At 74.5% G+C, this 23,134-nt stretch carries 19 protein-coding genes; 7 read left to right on the top strand and 12 right to left on the bottom strand.

Features of this window, described 5'->3' with window-relative positions:
• Positions 1-131: 131 nt before the first annotated feature.
• From OTB16_RS23390 to OTB16_RS23375, 4 genes are all read left to right on the top strand, one after another.
• Positions 132-1,412, top strand: coding sequence for an exo-beta-N-acetylmuramidase NamZ family protein (locus tag OTB16_RS23390; RefSeq protein WP_267722587.1), 1,281 nt, complete (start codon positions 132-134; stop codon positions 1,410-1,412).
• Positions 1,413-1,503: 91 nt separating this feature from the next.
• Entirely contained in the window at positions 1,504-2,871 is a 1,368-nt protein-coding gene (locus tag OTB16_RS23385; RefSeq protein WP_267722585.1) for a serine-threonine protein kinase, read from the top strand.
• 95 nt (positions 2,872-2,966) lie between these two features.
• Positions 2,967-3,674, top strand: a complete 708-nt coding sequence (locus OTB16_RS23380) for a hypothetical protein (RefSeq protein WP_267722584.1) — start codon at positions 2,967-2,969, stop codon at positions 3,672-3,674.
• On the top strand, positions 3,671-4,507 hold the full coding sequence (locus OTB16_RS23375; protein WP_267722581.1) for a 3-keto-5-aminohexanoate cleavage protein: 837 nt from the start codon (positions 3,671-3,673) through the stop codon (positions 4,505-4,507). Before OTB16_RS23380 ends, OTB16_RS23375 begins: the two co-directional genes overlap by 4 nt.
• On the opposite strand, the gene soxR is transcribed toward OTB16_RS23375, so the two are convergent.
• Positions 4,488-4,931, bottom strand: a complete 444-nt coding sequence (soxR, locus tag OTB16_RS23370) for a redox-sensitive transcriptional activator SoxR (RefSeq protein WP_267722580.1) — start codon at positions 4,929-4,931, stop codon at positions 4,488-4,490. The genes OTB16_RS23375 and soxR overlap by 20 nt on opposite strands.
• Positions 4,932-5,046: 115 nt before the next feature.
• Here soxR and OTB16_RS23365 point away from each other — a divergent pair, with 115 nt between their 5' ends.
• A complete protein-coding gene (locus OTB16_RS23365) occupies positions 5,047-5,508 on the top strand; it encodes a MaoC family dehydratase (protein WP_267722578.1) in 462 nt (153 codons plus the stop codon).
• Positions 5,509-5,548: 40 nt separating this feature from the next.
• Here the strand turns inward: OTB16_RS23365 and OTB16_RS23360 are convergent, their stop codons facing one another.
• From OTB16_RS23360 to OTB16_RS23350, 3 genes are all read right to left on the bottom strand, one after another.
• Entirely contained in the window at positions 5,549-6,187 is a 639-nt protein-coding gene (locus tag OTB16_RS23360) for a TetR/AcrR family transcriptional regulator (RefSeq protein ID WP_267722577.1), read from the bottom strand.
• Positions 6,188-6,298: 111 nt separating this feature from the next.
• Positions 6,299-6,586 (bottom strand): YiaA/YiaB family inner membrane protein, encoded by a 288-nt coding sequence (locus OTB16_RS23355; protein WP_267722575.1) that lies wholly within the window; start codon positions 6,584-6,586, stop codon positions 6,299-6,301.
• An 85-nt stretch (positions 6,587-6,671) separates the two neighbouring features.
• The gene (locus OTB16_RS23350; RefSeq protein WP_267722573.1) at positions 6,672-7,823 is read right to left on the bottom strand and encodes an acyl-CoA dehydrogenase family protein; all 1,152 of its coding nucleotides are present in this window, start codon (positions 7,821-7,823) and stop codon (positions 6,672-6,674) included.
• Between the two features lie 88 nt (positions 7,824-7,911).
• Here OTB16_RS23350 and OTB16_RS23345 point away from each other — a divergent pair, with 88 nt between their 5' ends.
• Positions 7,912-8,577: a TetR/AcrR family transcriptional regulator gene (locus OTB16_RS23345; protein ID WP_267722571.1), complete on the top strand. Its 666-nt coding sequence runs from the start codon at positions 7,912-7,914 to the stop codon at positions 8,575-8,577.
• Positions 8,578-8,723: 146 nt separating this feature from the next.
• Here OTB16_RS23345 and OTB16_RS23340 read toward each other — a convergent pair whose 3' ends face one another.
• The 8 genes from OTB16_RS23340 to OTB16_RS23305 form a co-directional block, all read right to left on the bottom strand.
• A complete protein-coding gene (locus tag OTB16_RS23340) occupies positions 8,724-9,803 on the bottom strand; it encodes a Zn-dependent alcohol dehydrogenase (RefSeq protein ID WP_267722569.1) in 1,080 nt (359 codons plus the stop codon).
• A gap of 17 nt (positions 9,804-9,820) precedes the next feature.
• Positions 9,821-11,233 carry an aldehyde dehydrogenase family protein gene (locus OTB16_RS23335; RefSeq protein WP_267722567.1) on the bottom strand — a complete coding sequence of 471 codons (1,413 nt, stop codon included), beginning with the start codon at positions 11,231-11,233 and terminating at the stop codon, positions 9,821-9,823.
• 100 nt (positions 11,234-11,333) lie between these two features.
• The gene (locus tag OTB16_RS23330) at positions 11,334-13,004 is read right to left on the bottom strand and encodes a CitMHS family transporter (protein WP_267722566.1); all 1,671 of its coding nucleotides are present in this window, start codon (positions 13,002-13,004) and stop codon (positions 11,334-11,336) included.
• 73 nt (positions 13,005-13,077) lie between these two features.
• Positions 13,078-15,279, bottom strand: coding sequence for a molybdopterin oxidoreductase family protein (locus tag OTB16_RS23325; RefSeq protein WP_267722564.1), 2,202 nt, complete (start codon positions 15,277-15,279; stop codon positions 13,078-13,080).
• Positions 15,280-15,630: 351 nt separating this feature from the next.
• Positions 15,631-16,272 carry a TetR/AcrR family transcriptional regulator gene (locus OTB16_RS23320; RefSeq protein ID WP_267722753.1) on the bottom strand — a complete coding sequence of 214 codons (642 nt, stop codon included), beginning with the start codon at positions 16,270-16,272 and terminating at the stop codon, positions 15,631-15,633.
• A gap of 36 nt (positions 16,273-16,308) precedes the next feature.
• Entirely contained in the window at positions 16,309-17,610 is a 1,302-nt protein-coding gene (locus tag OTB16_RS23315; protein ID WP_267722751.1) for a hypothetical protein, read from the bottom strand.
• A 172-nt stretch (positions 17,611-17,782) separates the two neighbouring features.
• Positions 17,783-18,694: a cupredoxin domain-containing protein gene (locus tag OTB16_RS23310; RefSeq protein WP_420717783.1), complete on the bottom strand. Its 912-nt coding sequence runs from the start codon at positions 18,692-18,694 to the stop codon at positions 17,783-17,785.
• Positions 18,695-19,139: 445 nt separating this feature from the next.
• The gene (locus tag OTB16_RS23305) at positions 19,140-21,434 is read right to left on the bottom strand and encodes a right-handed parallel beta-helix repeat-containing protein (protein ID WP_267722562.1); all 2,295 of its coding nucleotides are present in this window, start codon (positions 21,432-21,434) and stop codon (positions 19,140-19,142) included.
• A 308-nt stretch (positions 21,435-21,742) separates the two neighbouring features.
• Here OTB16_RS23305 and hmgA point away from each other — a divergent pair, with 308 nt between their 5' ends.
• Positions 21,743-23,080 (top strand): homogentisate 1,2-dioxygenase, encoded by a 1,338-nt coding sequence (hmgA, locus tag OTB16_RS23300; protein ID WP_267722561.1) that lies wholly within the window; start codon positions 21,743-21,745, stop codon positions 23,078-23,080.
• Positions 23,081-23,134: the final 54 nt, after the last annotated feature.

Genomic DNA, 23,134 nt, shown 5'->3' with positions numbered 1-23,134 from the left:
CGGGTGGTCGGTGGCCGGTCGCCTGCCACCGGTGCCTCCGGTCGGCTGCCGCAGATCCGCGGAACGGATCGCGGGGATACTAACCAGTCGGTATGTCCTGACGGAAGGGGTCTGCCGCCTAGCGTGGCCGGATGAGTCTGTCGCGACGCGGGGTGCTGGGACTGGCGGGGGCCATGGGGACGGCCGGAGCCGTGGGGACGGTGGGAGCGGCCGGCGCCGCGGCTCCCACGGCTCCGGCGGCCTCCCGGGCTTCTGCGGACGGGCGGGTGCGGACCGGCTTCGAGCGGATGGCGGCGGACGGGTACGGCGTACTGGCCGGGCAGCGGGTCGGCGTGGTCACCAACCCGACCGGGATCACCGCGGACGCCCGCCACATGGTCGACGTCCTGCACGCGGACGAACGGGTGGACCTGGTCGCGGTGTTCGGGCCCGAGCACGGCTTCCGCGGGACGGCGCAGGCCGGCGGCTCCGAGGGGGCCTCCCGCGACCCGGCGACCGGGCTCCCCGTGTACGACACGTACGACACGAGCGGGCAGCGGCTCGCGGACGTGTTCACGGCCGCCGGGATCGACACCGTCGTCTTCGACATCCAGGACGTCGGGGCCCGCTTCTACACCTACATCTGGACCCTGTACGACTGCATGCGCGCGGCCGCGCTCGCAGGCAAGGCGGTGGTGGTGCTGGACCGGCCCAACCCGGTGGGCGGCCGGCGGGCGGCGGGGCCGGTGCTCCAGCGCCCGTACGCGAGCTTCGTGGGACGGGAGCCGATCGCGCTGGCGCACGGGATGACGGCGGCCGAACTGGCCCTGCTCTTCAACGGCGAGTTCCTGGCCGACCGGCCCGTCGCCCTGCGGACGGTGGCGATGAGCGGCTGGCGGCGGGACGCGTTCTTCGGCGCGACCGGGCTGCCCTGGGTGCCGCCGAGTCCGAACATGCCGACGCCGGACACGGCCCTCGCGTACGCCGGGACCTGTCTGTTCGAGGGGACGAACCTGTCCGAGGGGCGCGGGACGACCACCCCGTTCGAGGTGGTGGGCGCCGAGGGCGTCGACCGCCGGTGGGCGGAGGCGGCGAACGCCCTGGGGCTGCCGGGGGTGTGGTTCCGGGAGGCGTACTTCACGCCGACGTTCTCCAAGCACGCGGGCCGGCTCTGCGGCGGTGTCCGGCTGATCGTGCACGACCGGGAGGCCTTCGATCCGGTACGGGCGGGCATCGGGCTGCTGGTCACGGCGCGGCGGACGTGGAGCGGCTTCGGCTGGCGCGCGGACCACTGGATCGACAGGCTGACGGGCTCGGACCGGGTCCGCGCGATGGTCGACGCGGGCGCCGGGGTGGAGGAGATCGCCGGGGACTGGGCGGCCGGGCTGACCCGGTTCGCGGAGACGCGCGGGGGGTACCTCCTGTACGGGTGATCCGACGGCGTCCGGGGGTCGGCCGGGCGGGCGCGGCGGTGGCAGGATGCCGGCTCCGCGGGAACCGCGGGGCGGTGCGAGGGGGGATGTCATGGCGGACAGCGTCGGCGGGATACGGGTCGGGCCGTACGCGGAGCTGGTCTTCGACTCCGAGGGGGACGCGGACCGGGAGGCGGAGGCCGCGGTGGCCCGCATGGAGGCCACCGACCTGCTGGTGTTCGCGCACGGCTGGAACAGCGACCGGTCCACCTCGACCCGGCTCTACGACCGGTTCTTCGCCCCCTTCCCGGGGCTGGTGGGGTCGGGGGTGCGGCTGGGGTACGTGGGTGTGGTCTGGCCCTCGATCCGGTTCGCGGACGAGCCGATACCGGACTTCGACGCCCCCGCCCCCGGGCTGCTCGCGGACCCGGCCACGGCGGAAGCCGCCGCCGCGGGGGGCGGCTCCGGCACCGCGCCGGACCCGGGCACCGCGCTCGGCCCCGGCACCCGCGCGGCCCTCGGCGCGTTCTGGCCGGGCCGGCGGGCGGAGCTGGACCGCGTGGCCGAGCTGCTGGAGCGGCGCGAGGAGTCGGCGGCCGCCTTCATCGAGTTCGGCGCGCTCGTACGGGAGCTGGCGGGGGTGAACGCCGTACCCACCGCGGCCGCTCCCCCGGTTCCCGCCGTCTTCACGCAGGACGTCCTGGAGGTGTGCCGGGACCTCGCCGCCGCCCTGGCCGCGGCGGGCGCCCCGCCCGGAACCGACGCCCCGCCCGGTGCCGACGCCGCGGCGGGGCGGGAGCCGGCGGTCGGCGACGGGCTGCGGCCGCTGTGGAAGGGCGCCAAGGAGCTGCTGCGGCAGGCCACGTACTACCAGATGAAGAAACGCGCGGGGGTGGTCGGCGAGCGCGGGCTCGGCCCGGTGCTGGCCGGGCTGGCCGCCCGCCGCCCGGCCCTGCGCGTCCACCTGCTCGGGCACAGCTTCGGGGCGCGGGTGGTGTCCTTCTCGCTGCGCGCGGTCCCGGACGGCGCCCGGTACGTGAAGTCGCTGACCCTGTTCCAGGGTGCCTTCTCCCACTACGCCTTCGCCGACCGGCTGCCGCACGACCAGGGACGCGGCGGCGCCCTGGGCGGCCTCCAGCGGCGGGTCGACGGGCCGGTGGTGGCCTGCCACTCCCCGCACGACACCTCGCTGAAGATCTTCTATCCGCTGGCCTCGCGGATGGCAGGGGATTCGGCCGGTCTGCTCGGCTTCGACGCGCGGTGGGGGGCGATCGGCCATGACGGGGTGCGTGCGGTGCCCGGCGCGCCCCGCCTGAGCCTCGACGCCGCCCTGCGCGAGGGGGTCCCCGCGACCGGTTGCGTCAGCGTGGACACGGGCTCCGTGGTCCGGCGCGGCGGCGCCCCGTCGGGGGCGCACAGTGACATCTGCCACGAGGAACTGGCCCGGCTGGTGGTCACCGCGGGGCGCATGGGGCGCTGACTTCCGGCCATGTGCCACCCACACGCCTCGACCGCCCCCGCATGCGCCCACCGTAGGCCGGGCATGTTGGGCACATCGGCGGAGGTGAAGGTGTGATGGCGGGATTCCAAAGTCTGGCCCACCAGGTGCGCGACGCGCGCAATGACCGGGCCCTGCGGCGCCACTCCCTGCGCCGCTGCCTGGAGCGGTTCGCGCCGTACGGGCACCGGGCCACGTGGTGGCACCTGTGCGACCGGCACGGGATCGCCCCGGAGGACCGGGGGGCGGATCCGCTGCGGCTGGTCGCCGCGCTGGAGGAGCTGGAGGAGGCGCGGGCGGTCTGGCTGGAGTACGAACGGCACTTCGCGGAGCGGCGAAGGCGCGAGAAGCACCACGGGCTGCGCCGGCCGGAGTGGGCGTGGGGCGGCAGCGGGGACGCGGTGGTGCGGTGCGCGGATCCGGGAGTACGGCCCGAGGGGACGCTGGGCGAGGTGCTGCGGCGGCTGGTGCGGGCGCTGGAGACGGAGCCGGGGACGGGCTGCCCGGTCTGCGGGGACGAGGAGCTGCGGTGGCCGGCGCCGGGCCCGGTGCCGGTGCCGGGCCAGCGGCCGGGAGCGGTCCCGGGCACGGAGGATCCGGTCGTCGACGGTCCGGGCGTACGGGGTGCGGGCGTACGGGGTGCGGGCGCCGGGCCGGGTGCGGGCGCCGGGCCGGGGCCCTGGGAGGGGGCCTGGGCCTGGGACGGCGGCCCGGTCTGCGCGGGCTGCGGGATCGTGGTGCCGAGACCGGCGCTCGCGGACATGCCCTCGGCGGGGGCCGCGTGAGGCCGCCCCTGCTGGTGTCGCTGAACGGCGGCCGGGGCGCGGCCGACGGGCCGGCCGTACCGATGTCCCCCGGGGCCCTTGCCCAGTCGGCGCTGGGGGCGGTCGCCGCCGGGGCCGGGGAGGTGCTCGTCCACCCGCGGACCCCGTGCGGGCGGGAGAGCCTCTCGCCCCGGGTGGTCGGGCCGGCGCTGGAGGCGCTGCGGGACGCGGGGGTCGGCGTACCCCTGTCGGTGCCGGCGGGCGTCCCGGCGGAGCCGGATCCGGCGGCGCGGCTGGAGCGGGTGCGGGCCTGGCCGCTGCTGCCGGACCGGGCGGAGGTCCGCTTCGCGGAGCCCGGGGCGGTGGAACTCGCCGAGGCGCTGCTCGACCGCGGGGTCTCGGTGGACGCGGTGGTGCCGCTGGGCGGGCCGGCCGGACCGGAGCCGCTGGCCCGGTTCCTGGCCTGGCCGCTGCGCGACCCCGGCGGGCGGGTCCGGCTGGCCGTGGAGCTGGCGGCGGCCCAACCGGCGCTGGTGGCGGGCCTGGGCGGGCTGCCGCCGGTGGCCCTGCTGCTGTACGGGCGGGGGGACGCCGCCTGGCCGGTGCTGCGGCTGGCCGCGCGGTGCGGTACGGGCGCGCGGACCGGCGCGGGCGACGTACTGCACCTGCCGGACGGGCGGCGGGCCCGGTCGAACGCCGAACTGGTGGCGGCCGCCGTGGCGGTGCGGGCGGAGGCGGATGCGGCGGATGCGGCGGGCACGGCCGGTGGGGCTGAGGCGGCCGACGGCGCGAGAGGGGGCGGCGCGAGGGCTGGCGGCGCGAGGGGCGGCGGCGCTACAGCCGGGAGCCGGTGAGCCGTTCGCCGAAGACGTCGTCCGGGTTGGACAGCGCGCAGTTCTCCAGCGAGAGGCAGCCGCAGCCGATGCAGTCCGTCAAGTGGTCCCGCAACCGGCCGAGTTGGGTGATCCGCTGGTCGAGCTCGGCGCGCCAGGCCTCGGAGAGCCGGGCCCAGTCCTCGCGGGTGGGGGTGCGCTCCTCGGGCAGCTGGGTGAGCGCCTCGCGGATACTGGCCAGCGGGATGCCCACGCGCTGCGCGGCCCGTACGAAGGCCACCCGGCGCAGTGCGTCGCGGGTGTAGCGGCGCTGGTTGCCGGAGGTGCGTCGGCTGCTGATCAGGCCCTTGGACTCGTAGAAGTGGAGCGCGGACACGGCCGCGCCACTGCGGGCGGACAGCTGGCCGACGGTGAGCTCGTGGATCTTTTCGGGAATCTGCGGCACCAGGCCGAGCGTAGTCGGAGGTCCGTTGACATACACATACGGCCCCAGCATGCTGAGCAAGCGCTTATTCACTGAGCGCGGTACGTCCGTCGTCTGCGAGAGGCAGGATCAGGGCATGTCCGAGCCGAAGGTCTTCACGTCCGCCGAGGAACTGCGCGCCGGAACGGGCGAGCCGCTCGGGCCCAGCGGGTGGCTGGAGGTGGACCAGAAGCGGATCGACCTCTTCGCGGACGCGACCGGCGACCACCAGTGGATCCACGTGGATCCGGAGCGCGCCGCGACCGGCCCCTTCGGTTCCACCATCGCGCACGGCTACCTGACGCTGTCCCTGCTGCCGAGCCTGGTGCCGCAGGTCATGCGGGTCGAGGGCATGCGGATGGGCATCAACTACGGAACGAACAAGGTGCGTTTCCCGGCACCGGTGCCGGTCGGATCGCGGCTGCGGGCCACCGCCGTGCTCACGGAGGTCGTGGATGCGGGCGGCGGGGTGCAGGTCACGGCGACGGTCACGGTCGAGCGCGAGGGCGGCGACAAGCCGGTGTGCGTGGCGGAGTCGGTGTCCCGCTACTACTTCTGAGGGATGGGCGGCAGCCCTACTCCTGGGGGATGGGCGTGCGCTACTCCCGGGGGGCGGCCGGCCGCGCGCCCACCATGCGGAGCACGAGGTCGGCGTAGAGCGCGCCGACCTCGTCGGGCGTGCGCTGCCCGGCCACGCTGAACCAGCGGGCGACGTCGATGCAGAGCGACAGCACGGCGAGGGTGGTGCCCGGTACATCGGGCACGTCGAACTCCCCCGCCTCGACCCCGTCGGCGAGGATGCGGCGCACGGCGGCGTCGCTCCGGCGGCGCAGCGCCACGATGTCGGCGCGGTGCTCGGGGGCGAGGGCGTCCAGCTCGTACTGGACCACGCGTGCGGTGGTGTGGTGCGCCGCGTGCCAGCGCACGAAGGACCGTACGGCGGCGTCGAGCCGCTCGGCGGCACTCCCGGGGCCGTCGGACGCGGTCGTCAGGATCTCCAGGGCCTTGTCGTGGCCGATCCGGCTGATCCGGTGGAGCAGCTCTTCCTTGGTCTTGTAGTGGATGTACAGCGCGGCCGGGCTCATGCCGGCCCGGCCCGCGATGTCACGCGTGGTGGTGGCGTGGTACCCGCGCTCGGCGAAGGCCTCGACGGCCGCCACGAGCAGCCGCCGCGCGGCCTCGGGGGTGACCTCCGACCACGGCTGGTAGCCGCCGGCCGTCTCCTCCACGCTGTCCATCGCCCGCTCACCCTCTTCGCCGTATGGGAAGGGACACCCTACCGGAGGGTGAGCAAGCGCTTAGCGTCGTCGTCCGTGCGGTCCGGCGCCCGCGCCCCGGGTCCGGGCCCGCTACTTCGGGGCGAAGGGGTCGAACTCCGCCATCATCTTCTCCATCCGGGCCTGGTCGACCCGGCTCACGATGTTGGTGACCTCCTGGCGGTCGCGGATCACCTTGGCGAGGGTGAAGGCCGAGGTGGTGAGGTACAGGACCGCGATGCCGAGGAAGGCGCGGACCCAGCCGCTCACCTCCATGTTGTAGATCCCCACGGACACGGCGCCCATGGCGATGCCGAAGGAGGCAACGGCCTGGCCGTAGTACGCCCCCGAGTTCTGCTGCTTGACCGGTGTCTCGTTCATGGGTCGAGCATCGCGCCGCCCGACCGCGGGCACATCCGCACGCGTACTCAGGCGCGTACTCAGCCCGGAACCGGAGGGCACGCCCTCAGAAGGCCGAAACTCCGGTGCGGGCGCGGCCGATGAGGAGCTTCTGGATCTGGCTGGTGCCCTCGTACAGGGTCATCACGCGGGCGTCGCGCAGCAGTTTGCCGGCCGGGTACTCGTCGATGTAGCCGTACCCGCCGTGCACCTGGAGGGCGTTGCTCGCGGCGCGCACGGCCGCCTCGGAGGCGAAGAGCTTGGCGGTGGAGGACTCGGTGGCGAACGGCTGCCCCCGGTCGATGAGGTCCGCGACCCGCCAGGTCAGCAGCCGGGCCGCGTCCACGTCGACCGAGATGTCGGCGATCAGCTCCTGGACCAGCTGGTGGTGGGCGATCGGTTTGCCGAACTGCTCGCGCTGGGCGGCGTACGCGACGGCCGATTCCAGCGCCGCCTGCGCGATGCCCACGCAGCCGGCGGCGACCGACATCCGCCCCTTGGCCAGCGCGGACATGGCGACCGAGAAGCCCTTGCCCTCGGGGCCGAGCATCGCGGAGGCCGGTACGCGGACCCCGTCGAAGACGAGTTCGGCGGTGGCCTGGCCGCGCAGGCCGAGCTTGCCGTGGATCTCGCGGCGGGTGAGGCCCGGGGTGTCGGTGGGGACCAGGAAGGCCGAGATGCCGCGGTGGCCGGGCTCGTCGCCGGTACGCGCGAAGAGCAGCACCACGTCGGCCCAGGTGCCGTTGGTGATGAACATCTTGCTGCCGCCGACCAGGTATGAGTCGCCCTCGCGCACGGCGCGCGCGGTGAGGTTGCCCGCGTCGGAGCCGGTGCCGGGCTCGGTCAGGCCGAAGCAGCCGAGCGCGTCGCCGGAGCACAGCCGGGGCAGCCACTCCCGCTTCTGCTCCTCGGTGCCCCAGGCGGCGATGGTCTTGGCGACCAGGCCGAGGGAGACGGACACGATGCCGCGCACGGCGGAGTCGCCGCGGCCGAGCTCCTCGGTGACCAGTACGTAGGCGAGGTGGTCGCCGCCGGAGCCGCCGTACTCCTCGGGGACGGTAAGGCCGAGGAAGCCGAGCGCGCCCAGCTTCTTCACGACGGCCCGGTCGACGCTCTCGGCACGGTCCCACGCGGCGGCGTACGGGACGACCTCGCGGTCGGTGAACTCGCGGGCCAGCCGGCGTACGGCGGTCTGCTCCTCGCTCAGCTCAAGGTTCACCGGGCACCTCCGGGGTCGTCGTGGCGGGCTCCCGGGCCAGTTAACTAGCACCGGTAGTTTATGGCGGGCAGGGCCTACTATGTGGCGCATGGCCAGACCGCGCAAGCCCCTGCTCAGCAGAACCCGCATCGTCGAGGCGGCGGGCGCGCTGGTGGACGCGGAGGGGCTGGAGGCGGTGTCGACGCGGCGGCTGGCGGCCGCGCTCGGGGTCAGCGGGCCCTCGCTGTACAACCACTTCCGGACGAAAGACGAGATCCTGGAGGCGGTGGCGGACGCGGTGAGCGCGCGGGTCGACCTGTCGATGTTCGAGGCGCCGGCGTACGGGGCCGAGGGCGTCCGGGACTGGCGCGGGGCCCTGCACGCCTGGGCGCACTCGTACCGGGACGCGCTGTCCGACCATCCGAACATCGTGCCGGTACTGGCCCGGGGACCGGGCCGCCGTCCGGCGGGCCTGCGGCTCGCGGACGCGGTGTTCGGCGCGATGACGGCGGCCGGCTGGCCCCCGGCGCAGGCGACCCGGATCGGCGCGCTGATGCGGTACTTCATCCTGGGCTCGGCGGTGGCCTCCTTCGCCCGGGGTTTCGTGGACGACGAGGCGGCGTACGACCCGGCGGACTACCCGCACCTGGGGCAGGCCCACCTGCTGGCCGAGCGGCAGCGCGAGGTGGACCAGGGCGCGTTCGAGACGGGCCTGACGGCGCTGCTGGACGGGCTGGCCCTGCAGTACGAGGCGGCGCGACGCGAATCGGCGTGACGCGGCCGGGGCGGCGCGGGCGCGACCGGCGGCGCGGGGCGGGTTGGCGCGGGGCGGCCCGGCGGCGCGGCCCGGCCCGCCCGGGGCCGTTCCGTGCCGCCGACCGCGCCGCGCCGCGCCGCGCCGGTGGTGCCGTACGGCGGGGGCTAGAAGACGACCAGGGAGCGGCCGCCCTTGCCCGCCAGCATGGCGTCGAAGGCGGCAGGGATGCCGTCGAGGGTGATGCGGTCGGTGACCATGAGGCCGAGGTCCAGGCGGCCCGCGCGGACGTGTCCGGCGATCACCGGGAGGTCGCGGGCCGGGTCGCTGTTGCCGTAGACGCAGCCGGTCAGGGTGCGGGCGAAGTGGAAGAGCTCCAGCGCGTGGAAGGTGACCTGCTGCTCCTTTCCGCCGATGCCGACGACGGTGGTGCGGCCGCCGCGCCGGGTGGACTCCCAGGCGCCCCGGATGGTTTCCGCCCGGCCGACGCATTCGACGGCGACGTCCACGCCGTGCCCGCCGGTGAGCGCGCGGATCTGCTTGGCCGTGGTGTCGGAGGCGAGGACGAAGTCCGTGGCGCCGGCCGCGCGGGCCAGTTCCTCCTTGGCCGGGGACACGTCGACGGCCACGATCGGACCCGCCTGCGCGATCCGGGCGGCCTGGAGCGCGGCCAAGCCGACGCCGCCGATGCCGAAGACGGCGACGGACTCGCCCGGGAAGACCTGGGCACTGTGGTGGACGGCGCCGTAGCCGGTGAGGACGGCACAGCCGAGCAGGGCGGCCTCGTCGAGCGGGATCCCGGCGGGCGCGGGCAGCACGCAGTTCGCCGCGACGACGGTCTCCTCTGCGAACGCGGCGACGTTCAGCCCCGGGTGCAGCTCCGCGCCCTGCGCGTCGTGCGCGTGGACGGCGCCGATCCCGGAGAGGGCCTTGGCGCACAGCCAGACCTCGCCGATGGTGCAGTGGTGGCACTCCCCGCAGGACGGCGCCCAGTTGAGCACCACTCCGTCGCCGGGGGCGACGTGCGTGACGCCCTCCCCGACGGCGAGGACCGTGCCCGCGCCCTCGTGCCCGAGGACGGCGGGGACGGGGACCCGCATGGTGCCGTTGGTGAGGGAGAGGTCGGAGTGGCAGACCCCGGCGGCGGTGAGCCGTACCCGGACCTGTCCGGGGCCGGGGTCGGGCAGCACGATCTCCCGTATCTCCAGCGGGGCTCCGACGGCGGGCAGGATGGCGGCGCGGACCATGGTCGTCGTCTCCGTGTTCAGAACTGCAGGGACTTGGTCTGGAGGTACTCGGCCAGGCCGTGCGGGCCCAGCTCGCGGCCCACGCCCGACTGCTTGTAGCCGCCGAAGGGCGCGAGCACGTTGAAGCGGCCGCCGTTGATGTCCACCTGGCCGGTGTCCATGCGGCGCGCGAAGGCCACGGCCGTCTCCTCGTCCGCGGCCCAGACGGCGCCGCCCAGGCCGTAGACGGTGCCGTTGGCGATGGCCAGGGCCTCCTCCTCGTCCTCGTAGGCGAGGATCGACAGCACGGGGCCGAAGATCTCCTCCTGCGCGATGGTCATGTCGGGCGTGACGTCGGCGAACACGGTCGGGGCGACGAAGTACCCCTGCTCCCGGGGCGCGTCGGGGCCGCCGGCGACGAGACGGGCGCCCTCCTCGATGCCCTGGGTGATGTATCCGCGTACGCGGTCGCGCTGCTTGGCGTTGACGACGGGGCCCAGGCGGGTGCCCGGGTCGCGGGGGTCGCCGGTGGGGTACTTGGCGACGGCGGCGGCCGCCAGGGTGACGGCCTCCTCGTACTGGTCCCGGTGGACGAGCATGCGGGTGAGCGCGTTGCAGCTCTGGCCGGTGTTGTTCATGACGTGGCCGACGCCCGTCGCGACGGCCTTGGCCAGGTCGGCCCCGGGCAGGATGACATTGGCCGATTTTCCGCCCAGTTCGAGGGCGACCCGCTTGACGGCGGCGCCGGCCGTGGCACCGATCTTCCGGCCGACGGCGGTCGAGCCGGTGAAGGAGACGAGGTCGACTCCCTCGTGCGCGGCCAGGGCCTGACCGGCGACCGGACCGGTACCGGTCACCAGGTTGAAGACTCCGGCCGGGATGCCCGCCTCGTGCACGGCTTCGGCGAAGAGCTGTGCGGTCAGCGGGGTGTCCTCGGCCGGCTTGAGGACGAGGGTGCAGCCGGCGGCGAGAGCGGGCGCCACCTTTGCAACGACCTGGTGCAGCGGGTAGTTCCAGGGCGTGATGGCCCCGACGACGCCGATCGGCTCCAGCAGCACGGTGGAGGTCCCGATCCGCTCCTCGAAGGCGTACGAGGCGGCGAGCTCCGCGTACGACGAGGCCACGGCGATCGGCGAGCCCACGTGGACCGCTTCCGAGAAGCCGCTCGGGGAGCCGAGTTCGGCGGTGATCGTCTCGGCCATCTCCTTCTTGCGGGCCGCCAGCACGTCGCGGAGGGCGCCGATCAGTGCCCCCCGCTCGGCGGGCGGGGTGGCCGCCCAGGCCGGGAAGGCGGCGCGGGCGGCACGCACGGCCGCGTCCACGTCCTCGGCGCTACCGGCCGGCACCCCTCCGATGACCTGCTCGTCGGCGGGGTTGACGACCTCGATCCGCTCGCGTCCGGCGGCGGGCCGCCATTCCCCGCCGATGTACATCCCGTCATGGGCCTTCATGGCTGTTCCTCCCGAAACACGCACCAGCGCGTGGACCTGACCTCCCGGACAGCCTACAAACTAGCGCCGGTAGTTTTCTGTGCGCCAGGGGTCGCCGGGATCAGATGATGCCGAAAAGCATCCCTGCCCCGAGGACGACGAGTGAGGTCAAAGCAGCCCATTTCACGGTGAAGCGGGTGTGGTCGCCGAACTCGACCTTGGCCATCCCGACGAGGACGTAGACGGCCGGAACCAGCGGGCTGGACATGTGCAGGGCCTGGCCGACGAGGGACGCGCGGGCGATCTCGAGCGGGGAGACGCCGTGGGCGGCGCCGGCCTCGGCGAGGACGGGCAGGACGCCGAAGTAGAAGCCGTCGTTGGACATGAAGTAGGTGAGCGGCAGGCTCAGCAGGCCGGTGACCAGGGCCATGTGCGGGCCCATGCCCTCGGGGATGGCGCCGACGAGCCAGTCGGCCATCTCCTTGACCATGCCGGTGCCGGTGAGGACGCCGGTGAAGACGGCGGCGGCGAAGACCATGCCGGCGACGTTCAGGACGTTGTCGGCGTGGGCGGCGATGCGGGCCTTCTGGTCGGGCATGTGGGGGAAGTTGACGGTGAGGGCGAGCGCGGCACCGAGCAGGAACAGCACCGGGATGGGCAGCAGCTCCATGATCATCGCGGTGAGCAGGGCGACGGTGAGGCCTGCGTTGAACCAGTAGAGGCGGGGGCGCAGGGTGGCGCGGTGCGGGTCGAGTCCCTGGAAGCCGCCGCCGGGTCCGTCGGCGTCGGCGAGGGCGGGGGCGGGGGCGTCCGCGCGGTCGGAGGCGGGGGCTTCGGCAAGGGCGGGGGCGTCGGCCGGGGCGGTGGCCGTGGTGGTGCCCGTCGGCGCGGCGGGAGCGCCCGGGGTACCGGGGGCGGCCGAGGCGGCGGCCCGCTCGAGCCCGGCCGTCCCCGCCGTCCCGGCGGAACCCGCGGACCCGGACGACTTGCCCGCGGACCCGGCCGAGCCGGCGGAACCCGCGGAACCGGCAGACCCGGCAGACCCGGCGGACCCGGCGGACCCGGACGGCTTCACCTTCACCGCGCGCGCGGCGGTGACCGGACCGGCCCCCGCAGCGGCCGGGGCGAGGCGGTCGGCCTCGGCGTCCGCCGGCTCCCGGCCGCCGGGGAGCGCCAGCGGGCCGAGCCGTCGGCGCTCCTTCAGCCCGAGGACGTACGCGAGGACGAATACGAAGAGCAGGCCGGCCGCGAGGGCCGGGATCATCGGCACGAACACGTCGCCGGCGTCGAGCTTCAGGGCGGTGGCGGCGCGGGCGGTGGGACCGCCCCAGGGCAGGGTGTTCATGACGCCGTTGGCGGTGGCCGCGACACCGGTCATGACGACGAGGCTCATCCCCAGCCGCTTGTACAGGGGGTACATCGCCGAGACGGTGATCATGAAGGTGGTGGAGCCGTCACCGTCCAGCGACACGATCGCGGCGAGCACCGCGGTGCCGACCACGATCCGCATCGGGTCCGCCTTGCAGAAGCGCAGGATGCCCCGGACGATCGGATCGAAGAGGCCGACGTCGATCATCACGCCGAAGTAGACGATGGCGAACATCAGCATGGCGGCGGTCGGCGCGAGCTTGCCGACGCCGTCGATGACGTAGTCGCCGAGCTGCGCGCCCTGTCCGGCGAACACGCAGAAGAGCGCGGGAATGAGGACGAGCGCCGCGATGGGCGACATTTTCTTCATCATGATCAGGACCAGGAAGGTCGCGATCATGGCGAAGCCGAGGAAGGTCAGCATGCTGGGAACGTAGGTGCCGCCTCCTTGCGCCAACAAGACGTCCGAGCGTGAGCAATACGAGCAAAACCCCAGCTCAGGGCAGGGGTGCCAGCTCGACGGGGAATCCGTTGAGCACGGCCGTACCGGACAGCGGGTCGAGTCGGCTGCCGTCGAGGAGCTGGTTGACGTTGACGCCGGGCTCCGCGGAGGCGACCGAGAGCCTGGTCCCGGCGCGGTCGTGGCCCCAGCCGTGCGGGAGGCTCACGACACCGGTGCGGACGGTGTCGGTGACCTCGACGGGTACCTCCAGGCTGCCGCCGTCGGCGGTGATCCGGGCCCGCGCCCCGTCCGTGAGGCCGAGCCGGTCGGCGTCCTGCGGGTGGACGTGCAGGGTGCAGCGGTTGGAACCTCCGGTGAGGGCCGGAACGTTGTGCAACCAGCTGTTGTTGGACCTCAGGTGGCGGCGGCCCACGAGCACCAGGGAAGCGGGGCGTTCGGCGAGCGCCGCGCGGAGCCTGGGCAGCTCGGTCGCGATGGGGTCGGGCAGCAGCTCGATCCTGCCGCTGCGCGTCTTCAGCAGGCCCGGGAGCCGGGGCCGCAGCGGGCCCAGGTCGATGCCGTGCGGGCTCTGGCGGAGGCCGTCGAGGGTGAGTCCGTACGGGCCGAGGCGCAGCATCAGGTCGAGCCGCCGCTCGGGTCCGGTCCGGCCGGACAGGAGACGGCCCTCCTCGTCCGGATCGCGGCCGTGCAGCGGCGAGCGCGGGTCGTCGACGGCCCGGGCGAGGGTGTCGGCGATGACGCGCTCGTCGACCGCCTCCGGCGGGGCACCGTGGAGCCCCGAGACAGCGAGGACCAGCCGCGCGTGGATCTCGCACTCGTCCAGCCGCCCCGCCTCCAGTGGCACGGCGGCGGGCGAGTAGCGCGCCTGGTTGCGTACGGCGAACCCGTTGAAGGCGAAGTCGAAGTGCGCGCTCTGCGCGGGCGGCGGCGGGGGCAGCACGACGTGGGCGTGGCGCGAGGTCTCGTTCAGGTACGGGTCGACGGAGACCATGAAGTCGAGCCCGGCCAGCGCCCGGTCGAGCCGGTCGCCGTCGGGTGCGGACAGGACGGGGTTGGCCGCGATGGCGAGCAGCACCCGGATGCGTCCGTCACCGGGCGTCTCGATCTCCTCCGCGAGGGCGGCCAGGGGCAGTTCGCCCTTGGCCTCGGGGTGACCGCTGACCCGGCTCGACCAGCGGCCGAGGGCGAACCCCCTGCCGGGACCGGCCGGCCGGGGCGCACCGGCCGTGGCGGAGAGCGGGAAGAGGGCTCCGCCCGGCCGGTCGAGGTTGCCGGTGAGGATGTTCAGTACGTCGACCAGCCAGCTGGCGAGGGTGCCGTACTCGACGGTGGAGCTGCCGATGCGCCCGTAGACGGCGGCGGTGGGCGCGGCGGCGAGCTCACGGGCGAGGGTGCGGATCTCGGCGGCCGGGAGGTCACAGGCGGGTGCGACGGCCTCAGGGGTGAAACTCCCGAGCGCGGCGGCGAGTTCCCCGAGACCGTCGGTGATTTCCTCGAGCGCGGCGCCGGGCGCGGCGAGCTTCTCGGAGAGGAGGGTGTGCGCCAGGGCCGCGAGCAGCAGGGCGTCACTGCCGGGGCGGGGGGCGAGGTGGCGGTCGGCGAGCCGGGCGGTGCGGGTGCGGCGCGGGTCGACGACGACCAGGGTGCCGCCGCGGGCGCGCAGGGCCTTGAGGCGGCCGGGGAAGTCGGGCGCGGTGCACAGCGATCCGTTGGACTCGACCGGGTTGGCGCCCAGGAGCAGCAGGAAGTCGGTGCGGTCGAGGTCGGGGACCGGGATGGCGAACGGGTCGCCGAAGAGCAGCCCGCTGGAGACGTGCTTGGGCATCTGGTCGAGGGTGCTGGCGGTGAAGAGGTTGCGGGTGCCCAGGGCCTTGAGGAGCAGCGGCGGGTAGAGGGCGCCCGCCATGGTGTGGACGTTCGGGTTGCCGAGGACGACCCCGGCGGACTGGGCGCCGTACTCCCCCACCAGGGCGGGGACGGCGGCGGCGATGGCGTCGTAGGCCTCTTCCCACGTGGCGTCGCGGAGCCTGCCGTCCCGGCGGACGAGGGGCCGGCGCAACCGGTCGGGGTCGGCGTCGAGCTGCCCGAAGGCGGCGCCCTTCGGGCAGATGAAGCCCCGGCTGAAGACGTCCTCGCGGTCACCGCGGGCGCCGGTGACGGCGGTGCCGTCGATGGTGAGGGTGAGGCCGCAGGTGGCTTCACAGAGGGGGCAGATGCGCAGGGCGGTGCGGGGCATGGGCCCTCCAGGGCGGCAGGCTGCGGCACGGGCACGGTCGCGGGAACGCGGGCGCCCCGAGCATACCGACCGGTAGGCACGGTGGGGAGGGGTCTGCCGGGGCGCGTTGACGCAAGGCCCTCCGGGGGGACGGGCCGGGGGCGGACACCGGGGCGGGTGCGGACCGTGGGCCGGGGGCGGACACCGGCGCGGGGCCGGACGGCACGCCGACGGACGGCGGACGGGCTGGCTGGGTCGACGCGGACGGGCCGGCGCGGAAAGACGGTGCGGACGGGCCGGTGCGGACGGGCCGGTGCGGGAAGGCGGCGGGCCGGGCGGGAAGGCGGCGGGCCGGGCGGAGGGGAAACGGGGTCAGTCCAGGACGCGGGCCAGGTAGGCGTGCATCATCGCGCGGGTCTCCGCCACGATGCCGGGGTCCCCGGCGGGGTCGACGCGGAAGGCCAGCTGGATCAGCGCGTCCGTGGCTTCGACGGCGACCAGGACCGCCCGCTCCAGGGTGGCGTCGGGGGTCAGGCCGAGGTGGGTGCTGAGCAGTTCGGTGAGGCGGACGGCGACCAGGTGGTTGGGGTCGGCCGCCGGCCCGTCGGCGGGCGGCGCGGGTACCCCGAAGTCCACGAGCGCGAAGCCGGGCACGCTGCGCTTCATGGCCAGGTACTCGTCGAGCACGGCGTCCACCACCGGCCGCCAGTGCGTGGAGGGGAGGACCGTGAGCCGGTGCGTGATGCCGTCGGCGTACCGGTCCAGGTTGCGGTGGGCGAGGGCGATGGCCAGGGCCCGCTTGTTGCCGAAGAAGCGGTAGACCGAGCCGATCGGGACCCCGGCGCGGACGGCGACCGCGCGGGTGCTGAGGTTCTCGTAGCCGGTCTCGTCCAGCAGTTCGGCGCACGCGTCGAGGATCCGGACGAGCCGGTCGGCGCTGCGCTGCTGGACGGGGGTGCGGCGCAGGGAGGGAGCCGGGGGCGGGGAGGAGGGGGTGGGGGGCACGGGATCCATCATGCCGCTCCTGGCTTCGTCTGTTCGGCGGGGTGCTCAGTTCAGCAGGAGGCTCAGTCCCCCGATGGTGTACGTGATCATCAGCGCGAGCAGCGGCAGTTGGCCGGCCACCGCTTTCGCGGGGGGAACGAGTCGCACGGACCGGTCGTGCGCCGCGACGACGCCGAGGACGTGGCCGGTGACGACGGCGACGACCTGGAGGGCGGCGAGGCCGCCGGGGCCCAGTGGCGGCAAGGGTTCCGGGGCGTTGTCAGTGCCCAGTGCCATGCTTACTGTGCGTGGTCCTTCGACTACCAGGAGGGAGAAGTAGTGAGCGATGAGATAGCCGAGGGCGATCGGCACGAGTGAGTGCGCGAAGGCGGTGAGCGGGCCGGGGTGCGGGCCGCCGATGAGGCGGGTGGCGGCCGCGCACAGGCAGTACAGGGTGGCGACGAGGGCGACGGCGGCGAGAAGTCCGAGGGTGGCCGTGGGGGTGCGGCCGAGGGGGGAGGTCTGCACGGCGTTGATCCACGAGGGGTTGTCGGAAAAGCCGTCGTAGGCGGTGGATCCGAGCAGGACGCTGACGGTGGCGACGAGTCCGGGCCGCTCGGGTGTCGCGTCGAGTCCGTGGAAGGGGTTACGGAGAACGAGGCGGCCGTCGCCGCGACGGCCGAGGGGGGAGAGACGGGCAAGGAGGGCGGAGTACACCTCGAAGGCGTCTCCGTCGTCGAACCAGCGCTCGCCGAAGCGGGCGGCGAGCAGCAGCTGGACGGTGGTGTAGGTGACGAGGGCGATGAGGAGGGTGGTGGTGGATGCGGGATCGGGAGCGGCGAGTTCGAGCCAGGTGAATCCGAACAGGCCAGCGGCGGCGGGCCATTGCCCCAGCCGGGCGGGCAGGGGGCGGTCGGGGCCACGGCGGCGCAGGGCCCGGGAGAGCGAGCGGTGCAGGGTGCGGAGCGGGTTGAGCAGGCGCCAGACGGGGCCGAGGAGGAGGGAGGCGGGGACAAGTCCGACCCAGAAGAGGACGTAGACGGCACCGGGAGCGGGGTTGCGGGCGGGGTCGTCGGGGCCGAGGAGGAGGTACAGCAGGACGGCCAGCGCGGCGGCGAGCCCGAGTCCGCGCAGGACGGTACGGGTGGCCGGCGCGTCGGCCACCCGCTGGAGGGCGGCGGGCAGGGCGATCCCGGAGCGGTCGCCGCGGAAGCGGGAGGTGGACCAGAGCAGACCGAGCGCGAGGAAGGAGACGAACAGGGCGGTAAAGGCACCGGCGAAGGCGTAGAAGGGAGAGATCGGCAGATCGTGCTGGGACCCGATCCCGTGCGCGAGTGCGGTGAGCGGATCGGCCGGGTGAAGGACCACGCCTTGGCCGCCGCCACCGCCGCCCGCGGCGCCGGGACCGGCTCCCGGCCCGAGGGGGGTCACCACCGTGCCGCCCGGACCCGGCCGGCACGGACCGGGACCTCAGCCGCTGCGTCCGGCTCCGGCTCCGGCCTTGCCGGTACAGATGGCCGGGAGGGGGACGGGTGCGGGGTCATCGGACGAGGAGCTGGGTCAGGACGAGGCCGGACGCGTGGGTCTCGACCTCGAAGAGGCCGGTGCGGTCGACCGTCAGGACCAGGGTGGCCTCCTGGCCCGCGGGCAGGGCGAGTTCCTTGTCGTAGCCGTGGACGTGCAGCGTGTCCGCACGGTCGCTGGTGACGCGCAGGGCGAGACGCTCGCCGCGCTTCAGCTCGGTGCGCGCGGGTGCGGGGGTGACCTTGCCGTCCCGGACGGTGATCGTGACGGTGCGGTCGGCCTGCCCGTGGGTCTGGCCGGGGGCCTGGCCCGGCCCCTGGCCAGGGGTCGGTGTCGGTGTCGGTGCGGGCGTGGACGTCGGCGGGGTGGCGTCATGGCTGTGACCGGCGGCTTGGCCGCCGCCGGCGAGCGGGATGGTCGCCTCGATCGGCTTGCCGGACACCGCCCAGGCGGTGTGATCGTCGGCGTAGAGCCGGACGGTCAGGGTGTGCGCGCCCTCGGGGACCTGCGCGGCGGGCAGGTGGAACCAGGGGCTGTACAGCCGGGCCAGTTTGCGGCCGTCGAGCTCCAGGTGGGCGTGGCCCGCGCCCCGGAGGGCGGCGCCGCCGGTGCTGTCGGGGGTGAAGTCGAAGCTGTCCAACGCCAGTTGGAGGTTCCAGCCGTCCTCGGAGTCCGGGCGGGCGGTCAGGCGGACCTTCGGCGCACCCTCGGCCGGTACCTCGCGGAGCCGGTGGCCGGCGCCGTCGTCGGTGGTGAGCAGGGTGCCCGCGCTGCCGGAGGCCTCCTCGTGGCTGGTACCGGGCTTGTGGTGGGTGGTGGCCCGCCCGCCACAGCCCGTCGCCGCCCCGCCCCCGAGCAGCAGGACGAGGGTGAGCAGGGCGGCGGTACGGGCGGCTCGGCGCCGCGCCCGGCGTACCGGGGGCGGGATGCGGCAGACATCGCACCGGATGTCCTCGGCGCGGGGGCCGACCGCTGCTCCCGCCGCGCTCACCGCCCACCCCCGACGGCGAGCGGGGCCGCACCGGCGCGCCGCGGGGCAGAGTGCCGGACGTCCCCGGCGGCGCCGGGCAGCGTCGTACCGGCTGCGGCGAGCCGGGCCCCACCGGCGCGCCGCGCGGCGCAGTGGCGCGCGCCGCGGGAGGTGTCCGGCGGCGGCGCAAAGGGGCCGGCGGGCAGCGGGGTCCTACCGGCCCCGGCGGCCGGGTGCCCGTCGGACGGGGCGGGCGGCGTCACCACGAGGGCGGGTGGCGGCGGCACCACCCCGGCCCCGGCGGGCAGCGACGGCGGACGGACCAGCGCGGGCGACGGCGTATCGGCCGCCGTAACGGGTGGCATACCGGCCGCGGGCGGCGGGGTGGTGGTGGGGGCGGGGGTCATCGGGGGCCGTCCGTTCCGGGGTGGTCGGACCGGCGGTCGGCGGCCGCGTTGGTGCTGGAGGCAGGGCCGGCCGGGGCGGGGGCGCCGCCCACGGCCGGAGCCGGGCCCGGGTCGCCTCCCGCAGCAACGGCCGGTGCGGGAGCGGGGTCACCACCCGCGCCCCGGGCCGCGGCCGGAGTACGGGCACCGCCCGAAGCCGGGCCCGGGGCGCCGCCCACGGCCGGAGCCGGGCCCGGGTCGGCGGGCGGGGGCGGGGTGCGGGTGCCGACCGGGGCCGGGGAGGCGGGGCGGGCTGAGGCCACGACCGCCCAGAGCACCCAGACCAGCGCCACCAGGGCCCGTACCCAGGCGGGGCTCAGGGGGGTCCAGGGGATCATCAGGACCGCCTTGTCGAAGGCGTCGAGCAGGGTGAGCCCGGCCAGCAGCAGGGTCAGACGGGCCAGCCAGGGGCGGTCGGCGCGCAGCGCCAGGCCGGCGCCCGTCCACCACAGCCCGAGGAGGAGCAGTGCCAGCGCCGGGACGAAGGTGGCGACCAGCCCCGCGGTGGAGCCCGCGACGTCCAGCGCGAGCCCGGCCAGGCCGAGGAGCGAGGCGGCCGTGCCCAGCCGGGAGCCGCGCAGGCGCCGCCACCACAGCACGCCGCCGACGAGCAGCAGCACCGCCGCCACGGCCAGCGCGATCTGGGTCTCCACCCGCTCCAGGCCGCGGGCGCCGTACCAGTCGCAGCCGGCCGGGAGTTTGCGTGCCTGGACGCTGTAGTCGGCGCAGACCAGCAACTGGACCAGCTTGACCGGTTCGCCCACCAGCCGGGCCGAGGCCCCGGTGAGGTCGCCGCGGGCGGCGCCGCACTGCGGGACGGTGCCCGGGGTGGAGCCGTCGGGGCCGTCCTGCCAGCAGTTGCCGCGCCCCTGGCCGTCCCACCACACGTCCATGCCGTTGGGCCGGGCGGCGCCCGCCCTGTCCTTGCCCATCACGTTCCCGGCGTACCGGTTGTGGTGGGAGGTGTCCGTCTGCTTGGACCATGCCTCCTCGCCGCGGATGAAGGCCGGGACGGCGCTGAGAAAGAAGCCCGCCCGCTGGTGCCCGTACACCCAGTTGCCCTCGTACAGGTTCCAGTTGCCGCCCGCGGTGATGATCCCGGTGCCCGGCGGCATGGAGATCTGGGGGCAGACGACGCCCTGCTCGTAGCCGCGCTCGGCCGGCGGCTTTGCGCAGGTACCGTCGGCGACGTACCGGTAGTAGTCCTGGTTGTTGTCGTGGATCAGGTTCCGCTCGAACTTGGCGTGGTTCTGCGGGAGTCCGGGGTGGCCGGGGAAGGCGCTGTCCATCGAGGCGCCGCCCATGTTCTGATCGAACTCGTTGTCGTGAACCCAGACCGAGTCGCCCGCGGTTCCGGAGTAGCCGACCATGTTGTGGTGGCTGCGGCAGCCGGTGATCTCGATGGAGTACCGGGGGACCTCGTAGCCACGGCCGTCGTTGATGTCGGAGGCGCTGCCGGGGTAGATGCCCGAGTCGCCGTTCCCGTACGACTCGCAGTTCTTGTAGAGCCCGTGGTCACTGGCGAAGGTCAGGAAACCGTACTCGTCGTTCCAGCGGGTCAGTACATCGTCGATGACGAAGCCGTCACCCGCGAGCACGTACAGCGAATTGAACGTGGTGCGCTGGGCGGTGAAGTTGCGGAAGTAGACGCCATTGGACCGGTCGGCGCGGACGGCGTTCAGCTTCTGGTACTTGGCGTCGATGACCACGTCCAGTCGCGAGGCTCCCGTGCCCTCGATCTGGAGGTTCGTCTTGCCGAGGATGGCGACGAGGTTCTGGTTGTGCCGACACCGCACCTGCTGCTCGTAGCTGAGGATCTGGTACCCGAGTGAGGAGTCGGGGGCCTTCAGCGCGGCGCACTCGCCGGCGGGCTTCGGGAGGGAGGGCTCCTCCTCGTAGAGGCCGGGGAGGATCGCGATGTTCATCCCGGGCCGGTCGACGGCGTCCACGGCCTCCTGGAGGTGGCGGTAGCCGGCCTTCTCGCACCGCTCGTAGAGGGCGAGGTTGCGCTGCCGCAGCGCTTCGGGGAAGGCGGACACGCGGCGTTCGAAAGCGGGCCGGTCCGTCTTGCAGACCAGCAGGTCTGGCTCCCCCGCGCGGTACACGGGCACGGATCCGGTGCCGTCGGGGAGGGTGACGGGCCGCTCCTCGTGGGCCTGGGCGGCGGGGGCGGCGGCGAAGAGGGACAGGAGGGCGAGGAGGGCGGCGAGGAGCGCCGCCGGCACGGCAGGAAACCTGCGGGTCCACGACATGCGCGAGAGAGTAGAGCAATGTTCACCTTTTGGGATCCCCCCGTGCGCGAATCCGTCCGGCCCGGTGCACATCCGTTCGCCCCGCCCGCCACCCGCTGCGGCCGCGCCTGAGGCCGGCCGGCGGCCCCGGCGACCCGTCCGACAGGCCCTACAGGTCCTACAGGTCGGAACCGCCGGACCCGCCCGACCCCCCAACCCGCCCGACCCGCCCGACCCGCCGACCGCTCGACCGAAAGCCGCCGTTGACGTGGAGGCCGCGGAATCCTACTGTCGGCCATAGGATTCCTTCGAAGGAGCGGGAGCAGCACATGAGCGAGCAGTCCGGCAGCGAGCGGGCCAGAAAGACGGCGGAGGCTCTGGAGTACCTCGGCGGCTTCGGCAACGAGCACAGCTCGGAGGCCGTCCCCGGCGCCCTGCCGCTCGGCCGGAACTCGCCCCAGCGCGCACCGCTGGGCCTCTACGCCGAGCAGCTCAGCGGCAGCGCCTTCACCGAGCCGCGCAGCCACAACCGGCGCTCCTGGCTCTACCGGATCCGCCCCTCGGCCGCGCACCCGCCCTTCACCCGGGTCGACAACGGGGCCCTGCGCACCGCCCCCTTCACCGAGGCCCCCGCGGACCCGAACCGGCTGCGCTGGAACCCGCTGCCCGACCCGGCGCCCGGCACCGACTTCCTGGGCGGCCTGTGGACCCTCGGCGGGAACGGCGACGCGACCCAGCGCGCCGGCATGGCCATCCACCTCTACGCCGCCAACGCCTCCATGGACGACCGGGTGTTCAGTGACTCCGACGGCGAGCTGCTGATCGTCCCCGAGCGCGGCGGACTGCTCCTGCGGACCGAGTTCGGCCTCCTCGCCGCCCGTCCGGGCGAGGTGGCGCTGATCCCCCGCGGCGTGCGCTTCCGCGTCGAGCTGCTCGACGCCGACGCCCGCGGGTACGTCTGCGAGAACTACGGGCAGCCCTTCGAGCTCCCCGACCTGGGCCCGATCGGCGCCAACGGCCTTGCCGCCGCCCGTGACTTCCAGGCCCCGGTGGCCGCGTACGAGGAGCCCGGCCTGCTCGACCGCCCGACCGAGGTCGTCAACAAGTTCTGCGGCAACCTCTGGTCGGCGACCTACGACCACTCCCCGCTCGACGTCGTCGCCTGGCACGGCACGCACGTCCCGTACGTCTACGACCTGCGCCGGTTCAACGTCCTCGGCTCGATCAGCTACGACCACCCCGACCCGTCGATCTTCACCGTCCTGACCTCGCCGTCCGACACCCCGGGGCTGGCGGGCGTGGACTTCGTGGTCTTCGCCCCGCGCTGGCTCGTCGGCGAGGACACCTTCCGCCCGCCCTACTTCCACCGCAACGTGATGAGCGAGTACATGGGCCTGATCGACGGGGCCTACGACGCCAAGGCCGAGGGGTTCGTCCCCGGCGGCGGTTCGCTACACAACATGATGTCCGCGCACGGCCCGGACCGGGAGACCTTCGACCGGGCGAGCGCCGCCGAGCTGAAGCCGCAGAAGATCGACGACGGCCTGGCGTTCATGTTCGAGACCCGCTGGCCGATCACCGCCACCGCCCAGGCGGCCGGCGCGGACCACCTCCAGCGCGGCTACGACGACGTCTGGCGCGGACTGCAGCGCCACTTCCGCGCCTGACCCGTCCTGCGTACGCTCACCTCCGCCGCCACTCTCCCCTGTCCAGCCCTACGG

This window comes from Streptomyces antarcticus (assembly GCF_026627255.1).
Classification (GTDB): Bacteria; Actinomycetota; Actinomycetes; order Streptomycetales; family Streptomycetaceae; genus Streptomyces; species Streptomyces antarcticus.
The sequence above is the reverse complement of the archived record's forward strand: the minus strand, read 5'-3'. Positions and strand labels throughout refer to the sequence as shown.

What these genes read in the sequence shown, in the direction of transcription:
- OTB16_RS23390 (WP_267722587.1), top strand. Translation starts at nt 132, where the DNA reads ATGAGTCTGTCGCGACGCGGGGTGCTGGGACTGGCGGGGGCCATGGGG.
- OTB16_RS23385 (WP_267722585.1), top strand. Translation starts at nt 1,504, where the DNA reads ATGGCGGACAGCGTCGGCGGGATACGGGTCGGGCCGTACGCGGAGCTG.
- OTB16_RS23380 (WP_267722584.1), top strand. Translation starts at nt 2,967, where the DNA reads ATGGCGGGATTCCAAAGTCTGGCCCACCAGGTGCGCGACGCGCGCAAT.
- OTB16_RS23365 (WP_267722578.1), top strand. Translation starts at nt 5,047, where the DNA reads ATGTCCGAGCCGAAGGTCTTCACGTCCGCCGAGGAACTGCGCGCCGGA.
- OTB16_RS23360 (WP_267722577.1), bottom strand. Translation starts at nt 6,187, where the DNA reads ATGGACAGCGTGGAGGAGACGGCCGGCGGCTACCAGCCGTGGTCGGAG.
- OTB16_RS23355 (WP_267722575.1), bottom strand. Translation starts at nt 6,586, where the DNA reads ATGAACGAGACACCGGTCAAGCAGCAGAACTCGGGGGCGTACTACGGC.
- OTB16_RS23345 (WP_267722571.1), top strand. Translation starts at nt 7,912, where the DNA reads ATGGCCAGACCGCGCAAGCCCCTGCTCAGCAGAACCCGCATCGTCGAG.
- OTB16_RS23340 (WP_267722569.1), bottom strand. Translation starts at nt 9,803, where the DNA reads ATGGTCCGCGCCGCCATCCTGCCCGCCGTCGGAGCCCCGCTGGAGATA.
- OTB16_RS23335 (WP_267722567.1), bottom strand. Translation starts at nt 11,233, where the DNA reads ATGAAGGCCCATGACGGGATGTACATCGGCGGGGAATGGCGGCCCGCC.
- OTB16_RS23330 (WP_267722566.1), bottom strand. Translation starts at nt 13,004, where the DNA reads ATGCTGACCTTCCTCGGCTTCGCCATGATCGCGACCTTCCTGGTCCTG.
- OTB16_RS23325 (WP_267722564.1), bottom strand. Translation starts at nt 15,279, where the DNA reads ATGCCCCGCACCGCCCTGCGCATCTGCCCCCTCTGTGAAGCCACCTGC.
- OTB16_RS23320 (WP_267722753.1), bottom strand. Translation starts at nt 16,272, where the DNA reads ATGGATCCCGTGCCCCCCACCCCCTCCTCCCCGCCCCCGGCTCCCTCC.
- OTB16_RS23305 (WP_267722562.1), bottom strand. Translation starts at nt 21,434, where the DNA reads ATGTCGTGGACCCGCAGGTTTCCTGCCGTGCCGGCGGCGCTCCTCGCC.
- hmgA (WP_267722561.1), top strand. Translation starts at nt 21,743, where the DNA reads ATGAGCGAGCAGTCCGGCAGCGAGCGGGCCAGAAAGACGGCGGAGGCT.